This window comes from Azospirillum mesophilum, from assembly GCF_053470405.2.
Genome location: NZ_JBPXMQ020000063.1, coordinates 18,846 through 27,751, shown reverse-complemented (window position 1 = coordinate 27,751; position 8,906 = coordinate 18,846). Strand labels below are relative to the sequence as shown.

Below are 8,906 nucleotides of genomic sequence, written 5' to 3'. Positions count from 1 at the left end.
CAGGTTTGAGACGGTCTCGCCGGCACCAAACGGCGAACCCCGAATCCAGCGGAGTGACAGTCGGCGCGGGCCGCATGGTCGCTGGCGGTCTATGGCCTTGGCCTGCCGGGGATGCCGGTGGCATCCGCCGGTGCGGCCTTCAAACTGTGGTTTCCCCGCCGGTTCGAGAAACTGGAATCGGGCCTTTATCTCGGCGCCTGTATCTCGGCCTGGGCTGGATGGTCGTCCTGGTGGCGGAACCTCATTATCGGTATCGGCGGGGTGCTCTCCATCATCGCGGTTGGCTTACACCGGCGGCACCAGCCGCTCACGCAAGCGGCTTGCGATGCGCTCGTCGGTCACCGGCGGTCCATATCCGGCAAGCGCGGCGCGCATCATGTCGTTGACACCGTCACCCGGCCGCGGCGCCCAGAGCGCGATGTCGAAGGTGCAGCCGAACACCGTCTGGTAGCGCCCGAGAAGTTCGCGGTCGATCATGGGACGTCTCCTGAAGCGTGCGGCTTCGGCATGAGCCCCGCCGGGCGCGGACGGCTGGACCGCGAGGGCGGCACCAGCAGCAGTTGGTCCACCCAGCGCGGCGGGTAGCGGTCAATGCCAAAGGACCAAACGGTCTGCTTGGTGCCGTCCAAGGCGCGCAAGGAGACATGGGCGTGATGGCCATCCCTGCCGGCTTGATGCGCGGCTTGCACGGCAGCGGTCAGTGCGCCATCCCGCCCGTCCGGGAAAGGGCCGTATCGGTTTTTCTCCATGAGGATGAACCAGCCGGCCCCACGTTGCGCGACGATATAGTGCGCGAGCCCCATGCCTCAGTCCTCCCATCGGTCCGGCAGGCGCGTATCCGGATCGCCCGAAGCGTTGGCGGGTTGGTCGCCCATGAGCCCGGTCACGATCCACAGGTCGGCCTGATGTCCTTGCCGCCCCGCGCTTTCCAGCCACACGTGGTGAGCGGCCTGCACGGCGCCGAGCGCCGGGACGGGCGGCCGGTCCCGTACGGCCGGAGCGAGGCCCTGATCGTCGGGACTGTGGAAACGCTCGGGCATACGCTCGCCTTTCTGTGTGAGGAGCCGATGCATGAGACCAGCCGCGACTGGGATCAGGAGGCATGCCTCCGGCCGGCGTCGGTGAACCGGGTCAGTTGAGCGCCGCGCTGAAGGGATCCGCAGCCGGGAGGCCATAAGATCGGAGGGCGTCGGGACGCCAGCGGCGGTTCAGACCAGCGCTGCTCGGCGGCCGACCAGCGAAGACGTTCACGCAAGACATCTGCGCCCTCGGGCGTGATCCCCGCAAAGCTCGTCAAGCACGCGTTCATGACGATACTCCTTCTCGGTTCCGGAGGGCGCCGTGCGCTGCACCGGTCTGGACACCGGCGTGGAGCCGGTCTGAACGGGAGGGGTCACCAGAGTTTTTCCCAGCACCGCCGTTCGGCCTCCAGTTCGGTCTTTTCGGCCCCGGCGAAATCGACGCGCGAGATCAGCCCGACGACGCGCCCGTTGTGGACGACCGGCAGGTGTCGATACCCCCCATCCTCCATCATCTGCATTCCCGTGAGCGCAAGGTCGTCGGCGGTGATGGTGTCCGGGTGCGGGGTCATCACCTCGCCCACGGTGACCCGGTCCGGATCACGCCGTGCGGCGACGACGCGGCGGACCACGTCCTGTTCGGTGAGGATGCCGTCCAGTCGGTCGGCGGTCATGGCGAGCACCAGGCATTGCCGCCGCTCCGCCATCGCCACCGCCGCGGCGTGGACCGTGGCGGAAGGTGGCAGGATCACCAGTTCGGTGCCGGGCATCACCTCGAAAATTCGACGTGGCATGGCGGCTCTCCTCCCGGCACTGCCGGAAAATAGGCATCGCGGCCGTACGCCCATTGGATTTCGTACGGACGGTCCAGCGCCGGCCGAGCCAGCACGACGCTGGCAAAGCCGAGACGGCCGGCGGCCCGCGCCTCCCGCATGGCGGTGGAGAGGGCGTCGGCGGAACTGCCGCACAAGGGATAGACGTACCCATCGGCCCGCACGACCCATCCCGCGGCGGTTTTGGTGATGAAAAAGGCGAGTTTTGTTTTTTCGCGCATGTCGAAGCCCCACTTCGGCCAGCAAGTCCGCGCGCCCGGCCAAATCACGAGCGGCTCCTGTCCTTGTCTCCCGACGGCGATCTTCGGCTCTGGCGGGCCGTTGCTGGACAGTCCCCGGCGCGGCCGAGGGCTGGAGGATCTCCGTAATTTCCTTCCAAAAGGGATGTTTCGGCGAACGGTCCGGCGATTTCCCGAATTGTCGTTGGAAGCGATTAAAGAGATATGGCGCGCGAGGCGCAGAATTCTAGAAAAAACATTGGAGACTGTTGTCTAATAAATTGAGGTTGTTTTCGAAAAGACATCCACCGTGAATTTATTTGCCTCGAGGTTGTCCGTCGCCGGACTTCGATGGGGCTGCCGCGAGATCGGGAAAGAAGAGGGATGTCCTCCGGACGGTCGGCTTCCCTGCGGGCACGGCCCGTGGGGATGGGCCGCCGCGGGTCCGACCGAACCGAACAACTCAGGTCGGAAGAGCGTCGGGGGCGCTGTCGGCCAGGGCGACATCCAGATGAACGGGATTGTGCAGGGTGTTGGAGACCGGCGACCACAGCGTCGCGTGCCTGACAAGGGCGGCGAGCACGTCGCGTGGAGCGTCGGCGTCCAGGTGGACGGTCACGCGGATCGCCTCGAAGCCGATCGGCCTCGGCTCGGCGTTCCCAAGGGTCCAGCCGGCCGTGATGTCGATCTCCGCCTCCACCACCAGTTCCAGCCGGTGCACCGGGATGTGACGCGCGACGGCGTCGGCATGAATGCTGGCGGTCAGACAGGAACCGAGGGTAGCCAGCAGCACCTCGGAAGCGGTTGGAGCGGTGCTCCCGCTCAGCGGACCGTCCGGCTCACCCTCCGTGACCGGCGCCTCCGCGATCGACCCCTCAATGATTGGTTGTGGCGCGAGATCGCGGATGTGGTTCCGTTGCTGGAACCGGCCCTGAGCGACGGTCCGGCACCGCAGTGTCCGAACGGTGTCCGGATGTCTTTTCTCCTCGTCGATCCGGGGGGCCGGCTCGGGCTTGGGAGGCGATGGCGGGGAACGGCCCGCCTCCGGAGCGGGCGGCTTGGGCATCGCTGCATCCTTTCTTCACGCCGGGTGTTGGGAGAAATGCCGGCTCGATCACCGTAGAGGGCCCCCTCGCCGCGTCATGTGGCCGATACCGGCGAGTGGGACTGCGAAAACGCTTGGCGGGCGGATCCATGCTCGATTGGGACGACCTGAGGTTCTTTCTGGCCCTGGCGCGCACCGGCAGCCTTTCGGCGGCGGCCCGGGAACTGCGGGTCGCCCAATCGACGGTCGGTCGCCGGCTGGCCTCGCTGGAGGCGAGCCTCGGCGTTCGGCTGCTGAACCGCACGCCGGACGGGTACTTGCCAACCCTGGCCGGCGAGGAGGTCCGCGTTCAGGCGGAAAGGCTCGAAGCGGAGGCGCTGACCCTGGAGCGCAACGTCGGGGGTCGGGACACCCGTCTTGCCGGCCTGGTTCGCGTCACCTGCGCCGAAACCGTCGCCAGCCAGATCCTGGCGCCCTGCGTCGCGGCGCTGCACGCGGAACACCCCGAGATGATGGTCGAGCTGATCTCCAACCCGCGTGAACTCAGCCTTGCCATGCGGGAAGCGGACATCTCCGTGCGCCTGACACGCTCGGACCAGCACGACCTGGTTGTCCGGAAGATCGGCAGCCTGGACTTCGGTCTCTACGCGGGGCCGGCCTACCTGGATCGCCAGGGTGAACCGGATTATCAGGCCGGCTGTCCGGGGCACCACCTGATCACGCAGACCGACGACATTCAGGAGGCGGCGCAGACCAACTGGCTGGCCGATCTGGCCCCTCGCGCCCGTGTCGCGATGCAGACCAACAGCCACGAGGCCGCGGTGCTGGCTGCCGCGCAGGGCGGTGGGCTTGCCTGTCTGGCACGGTTTCGCGCCGATCGGGAAAGCGGGCTGACGCTCCTGACGACCCCATCGATGCCTCCGAGCGCCGCGATCTGGCTCGTCGTGCATCGCGACAACCGCCATACGCCCCGGATCAGGACCGTCCTGACGCACATCAGCAGCCACATTCAAAATCTTGCCAAAATACTGCCCCCGGCACTGCCCCCGGATGTGGTGGGAAAGTCTTCGGGCGGGAACACGAACCGGTAGTACAAGCAACAACCCGGATTCCGCGGTATCGGCATCGGTGCAGATCTGCATAGCCGGTCACCGCAATTGGATGCGCCTGAGACGAAAACTTTCCTGATCCGGGTCTGTTTCTTCTCATGCGGCTGTCGGCTGATTCGCCGTTGAGCGAATGGGCTCCGGCGCCATGGCGGTGCCGGCCTCCGCGAGGAAATCCACATGCGGCGGGTCCACGTCACCGAGCGTCACCGGGAAGCGGTGACGCTGCCCCGTGCCGCCTAATGGGCAAGCCCAACCAAACCCATCCTGCCAAACCCTTCTCAAACTCTTCTGGGAGAAACAGACATGACGGACGAAACCATCGTCGCCGTTTACGACACGGACGCCCAAGCCGATGCCGCCGTGCGTGACCTCAGGGCGGCCAACGTTCCGGCGGATGCGATCAGCCGGCACGCCCGCACGGCATCGGCATCCACCACACCTGCCCCCGCAGCGGCCCCCGAATCGAAGCCAGGGTTCTGGGGCAGCCTGATTGGCGGCGACCCGGATCATGACGCCGCGGTTTATGACCGCAGCCTGGACAGCGGCTCGACGGTCGTGGCCGTGAGGGCTTCGGGGCAGCACGCCGCGATGGTGACCGAAATCCTGGAGACGCACGGCCCCGTCGATATCGACGAGCGGGCGTCCGCCGATGGGATGTCGGATCGGCTGTCGGTGACGACCACGCGGGAAGGCGCCGCCGGTATCGCCGCTTCCAACGAGGGCGGCAGCATCCAGCTGTCCGAAGAGCAGTTGCACGTCGGCAAGCGTGCAGTGAACCGCGGCACGACCCGCGTTCGCCGCTTTGTGGTCGAAACGCCGGTCGAGGAGCAGGTCAGCCTGCGCGACGAGACGGTGACAGTGGAGCGCCGCGCGGTGACCGGCGACCGTCCGGTCACGGATGCGGACTTCACCGAGAGAACGGTCGAGATGACCGAGGTCGACGAGGAGGCGGTCGTCGGCAAGAGCGCCCGTGTCACCGAAGAGGTGGTGCTGCGCAAGGACGCAACGGAGCGCGTCGAGACGGTGAGGGACACCGTGCGCCGCGAGGATGTCGAGATCGAGAAGCGCCCGCCCGCTCCGCCCGTCACCAAAACCTGATTTGCCGCCAACGCGCGTTCGGGGGACCGTCAGGAGCCTCGAACGCCAACTTCTGGAGCGACCAATGTCAACGGACACTTATGGCGCCCCGCCGCTTCGCGGTTCGGGCGTGCTCGAAACCACCACCACCACGACCGGCGGAGGGTCACACATCCACCGCCGCATCTCATGGGCGGCGATCTTCGGGGGCGTGATCCTGGCCCTCGCCGTCCAACTCGCGCTCAGCCTGCTGGGCGCCGGCATCGGCCTGGGCACGGTCGAGACCAACGCGGGAAACACCCCGAGCGCCAGCAGCCTCGGCATCGGAGCGGGCATCTGGTGGGTCATCACCAGCTGCCTTGCCATCGCCGCGGGCGGGTATGTCGCGGCTTGGCTGGCCGGTGTCGAGATCCGGTTCGACGGGATCCTGCACGGCCTGGTCACCTGGGGCATTACCACCCTCGTGACGTTCTGGCTGCTGACCTCGGCCATCGGCGGGATCATCGGCGGCGGCTTCTCGGCGCTCGGCAGCGTGACCTCCGCGGCAAGCAGCGGCATCGGCGACGCGGCCAAGCCGATCGCGCAGGCGGCGGGCGTGTCCCCCGACATGATCCGGCAACAGGCCGAAGCGTACCTGCAGCCGACGAACCCCGATCCGGCCACGATGAGCCCGCAGGACGCCCAGAAGGCGATCGCGACCGATCTGGTCACCTATGCGGGCGGCGGCGGCGACGCGGCGGCGGCCAAGGAGCGGATCATCACCATCATGGCGGCCCAGACGAAGGTGAGCCACGACGAGGCCGCGAAGCGTTTCGAGGACGGTCAGGCCAAGTTCCAGCAGGCCCGTGACAAGGCCGTGCAGACCGCCAAGGATACGGCGGACGCCAGCGCGTCGGCGGCGTCGCGGACATCCTTCGCCGGCTTCGCCGTCCTGCTGCTCGGCGCCGTCGCCGCGGCGATCGGCGGCTCCCTGGCCGTGCAGCGCCGGATCCAGGTGACACAGCGTGTCGTTCGATAACCTGGGTTCGATAGCCCGGATCGGCGAGCGACTGGCCGGCCCATGCTGCGGGGCCGGCCAGTCGCTGATCCGCACGGCACGACCGTCGCCCCATCGCCCCATCGCCCAATCGCCCCATCGCCCCATCGCCGTGCGGGTCCTTCCCTGCACGGTTGGTCCAGCCGCAACGGCGCTGCAATTATTTGGCGGGACTCGGGCGCGTCTGGAATAATAATCGTTATTAAGAACAGCGCCTTCTTGATTATGTACGGCAGCATGATTAAGGAAAACATCATCACTGTTTTATGGCCATTCATCAATTTTATCGGGCACACATCACATTTTTGTTTTGCGCACCTTGTAAATGTGCAATGCAGCATAATATAGAGCTGGACATCACAGGTCGAGCACATCGCTCCCTGAACACCCTACCAATCAATGGAGAAGACTATGGCCGACGGCATGTCCCCGGTTCGCACAATCCGCAGCGCCAGCGATGAGTCCGCTGACAAAACAGAGAGTTCCAAGGCTCACACCATCCGGAGCGCCAGCGATGAGGCCGCGGAAAAGACAGGGAGTTCCAAGATCCACACCATCCGCGGCGCCAGCGATGAAGGGGCGACGAGGTCCGGCGGTCCTGTTGCCAGGAAGCCCCATGATGACCGATCGGCCCGGCCGTCCGGCAGGGTGGCGGCACAATCCGCCCGTGATTTCGTCCAACAGGCAACACGTTGGCCGGCACCGCAATCCGGCACCGGCGGCGAACTGGCCGGCCGCACCGTCCAGGGCGCCACCCGAGAAGCCGAACAGAACCTCACGATGGCCATGGAGTTCGGCAACGTCATGGCTTCGAGCTATGGGGCAGCGTGCTCCGAGATGGTCAAGCACATGAATCGGGCGGCCCAGCGTCAGAGCGAGATGATGAACGATATGCTTCGTGCCCGCAGCCCAAGCGATGTTCTGATCGCCGGGAACCGGTTCTGGCTCGACGGGATGCTGGCCTTTTTCGACACCAGCACCCGCATCGTTCAGGCTTCGGCCCGTGCGGCCGACGCGGCGGGCCAGAAGCGGATCGGGCGCGCCGGCTGAGGCGACCGGTATCCACGCGACCGGCATCCGCCCGACCATTCGGACGGCCGATCCCCCCGAACGCAACGGCAGGAGGCTCCCCATGAAGGCATCCGAGATCGAGCGGCACACTCTTCCGGTGGCCGAGGAACAGGTGACCATCCACAAGCGCAAGCGGGTCACCGAAACGCTTCAGGCCCACACCGTCACCCGTGAGCACGAGCAGCCGGTCGAAGCCGACCTGTCGGTGCAGACGATCCAAATCGAGCGCGTGCCGTGCGACCGGTTCGTCGACCGCCCCATCCCCGATCGTCAGGAGGGTGACACGACCGTCATCTCGGTCGTCGAAGAGGTCGCGACCCTGGAGGTGCGGCTGAAGCTGGTGGAGGAGGTGCGGATTACCCGCCACACCGACACTCGCAGGCTTGAAGACACCGTCAAGGTTCGTCGCCAGGACATCATCGTCGAACGGGGACAATCCCCGCCCGACACCGAGGCCTGAACGGCCTCCACCATCACCAAATCTCAACGGAGAACATCATGAGCACCATCGTCGTTGGACTGTACAAGGAGCAGCGCGCCGCCAAGAAGGCCTTCCAGGCCCTCGTTGCGGCCGGTTGCCGGGAGAAGGACATCGACACCTTCGACGGGGCCGGCAACGCCGACAAGGCAATGAAGGAGCTGCTGGACCGCGGCTTCGCGAAGGACCTTGCACAGCGGTACGGCGCCGCGATCAAGCAGGGCCACACCCTGGTGGCGGCCGACATTGCCGATCGGGACGCGGATGCCGCGGAGGCCATTCTTGACGAGAACGGCGCTATCGACCTGCCCGAAGGCTCCCCGCAGCAGCAGAAGGCGGCTCGTGGGACGGTCGTGGAGGAGGAGACCGTTCCCGTGGTCGAGGAGGAGGTCGAGATCGGCAAGCGCCGCGTCAGCAAGGGCGGGATGGAGGTGACGACGGAAGTCACCGAGACGCCGGTTCGGGAGTCCGTCCGGTTGCGCGAGGAAAAGGTGGATGTCGAGCGCCACAAGGCCGACCGGGCTCTCAGCGGCCGTGAGGCCGAGGCCGCCTTCGAGGACAAGACCCTCAAGATGACGGCCACGTCCGAGACCCCGGAGGTGACCAAGGAGGCGCGCGTCGTCGAGGAGGTCGTGCTGTCCAAGAAGGCAAGCGAGCACGATAAAACCGTGGAAGCCACGGCGCGGCGCACCGATGTGAAGGTCAAGCCCACCGATGACCACCCCGGCACCAAGCCCACCAGCACCAAGCGCTGACCGCCGCCAAGCGAACGCCTGCTCCCTGAGAGGGGGACAGGCGCCGCGGCGGCCGTCGCCTTCATTGAATTGGAAAAATCACGTGGCGCCCTTCCGACCCCGTCCCCCGCAAGAAAGCAGCATGGCCTGAATATCCACGCGCCGTGTGAGGGAAATTCCGCAGCTGCGCCTATATGAATTCTGATGCGGTAACGTGAGAAAATTTACCGCCGCTGATGGGCCGCTGATGGGAGGATGTGATGGTTGACGCTTCGACTGAGATTGT

General features: G+C 66.2%; 12 protein-coding genes. 6 read left to right on the top strand and 6 right to left on the bottom strand.

Going from position 1 to position 8,906, the window contains the following annotated elements:
- Positions 1-285 precede the first annotated feature (285 nt).
- From ACSVC7_RS30715 to ACSVC7_RS30690, 6 genes are all read right to left on the bottom strand, one after another.
- On the bottom strand, positions 286-477 hold the full coding sequence (locus tag ACSVC7_RS30715; RefSeq protein WP_448208284.1) for a hypothetical protein: 192 nt from the start codon (positions 475-477) through the stop codon (positions 286-288).
- Entirely contained in the window at positions 474-803 is a 330-nt protein-coding gene (locus ACSVC7_RS30710) for a hypothetical protein (RefSeq protein WP_448208283.1), read from the bottom strand. Before ACSVC7_RS30710 ends, ACSVC7_RS30715 begins: the two co-directional genes overlap by 4 nt.
- Before the next feature lie 3 nt (positions 804-806).
- Entirely contained in the window at positions 807-1,040 is a 234-nt protein-coding gene (locus ACSVC7_RS30705; protein WP_448208282.1) for a hypothetical protein, read from the bottom strand.
- Between the two features lie 353 nt (positions 1,041-1,393).
- Positions 1,394-1,813 (bottom strand): CBS domain-containing protein, encoded by a 420-nt coding sequence (locus ACSVC7_RS30700; protein ID WP_448208281.1) that lies wholly within the window; start codon positions 1,811-1,813, stop codon positions 1,394-1,396.
- Positions 1,789-2,073, bottom strand: a complete 285-nt coding sequence (locus ACSVC7_RS30695; protein ID WP_448208280.1) for a hypothetical protein — start codon at positions 2,071-2,073, stop codon at positions 1,789-1,791. Before ACSVC7_RS30695 ends, ACSVC7_RS30700 begins: the two co-directional genes overlap by 25 nt.
- A 460-nt stretch (positions 2,074-2,533) precedes the next feature.
- Positions 2,534-3,136 (bottom strand): OsmC family protein, encoded by a 603-nt coding sequence (locus tag ACSVC7_RS30690; RefSeq protein WP_448208279.1) that lies wholly within the window; start codon positions 3,134-3,136, stop codon positions 2,534-2,536.
- 128 nt (positions 3,137-3,264) lie between these two features.
- Between ACSVC7_RS30690 and ACSVC7_RS30685 the strand changes: the two genes are divergently transcribed.
- The 6 genes from ACSVC7_RS30685 to ACSVC7_RS30660 all read left to right on the top strand — a co-directional run bounded on the left by ACSVC7_RS30685 (position 3,265) and on the right by ACSVC7_RS30660 (position 8,641).
- Positions 3,265-4,206, top strand: coding sequence for a LysR family transcriptional regulator (locus ACSVC7_RS30685; RefSeq protein WP_448208278.1), 942 nt, complete (start codon positions 3,265-3,267; stop codon positions 4,204-4,206).
- A 321-nt stretch (positions 4,207-4,527) separates the two neighbouring features.
- On the top strand, positions 4,528-5,322 hold the full coding sequence (locus ACSVC7_RS30680) for a YsnF/AvaK domain-containing protein (RefSeq protein ID WP_448208277.1): 795 nt from the start codon (positions 4,528-4,530) through the stop codon (positions 5,320-5,322).
- Between the two features lie 64 nt (positions 5,323-5,386).
- Complete coding sequence (locus ACSVC7_RS30675) at positions 5,387-6,319, top strand: hypothetical protein (RefSeq protein WP_483509032.1); 933 nt, start codon at positions 5,387-5,389, stop codon at positions 6,317-6,319.
- Positions 6,320-6,748: 429 nt separating this feature from the next.
- Entirely contained in the window at positions 6,749-7,387 is a 639-nt protein-coding gene (locus ACSVC7_RS30670; protein ID WP_448208276.1) for a hypothetical protein, read from the top strand.
- An 82-nt stretch (positions 7,388-7,469) separates the two neighbouring features.
- Positions 7,470-7,868, top strand: coding sequence for a DUF2382 domain-containing protein (locus ACSVC7_RS30665; RefSeq protein WP_448208275.1), 399 nt, complete (start codon positions 7,470-7,472; stop codon positions 7,866-7,868).
- Positions 7,869-7,906: 38 nt separating this feature from the next.
- Positions 7,907-8,641, top strand: a complete 735-nt coding sequence (locus ACSVC7_RS30660) for a YsnF/AvaK domain-containing protein (RefSeq protein ID WP_448208274.1) — start codon at positions 7,907-7,909, stop codon at positions 8,639-8,641.
- Positions 8,642-8,906: the final 265 nt, after the last annotated feature.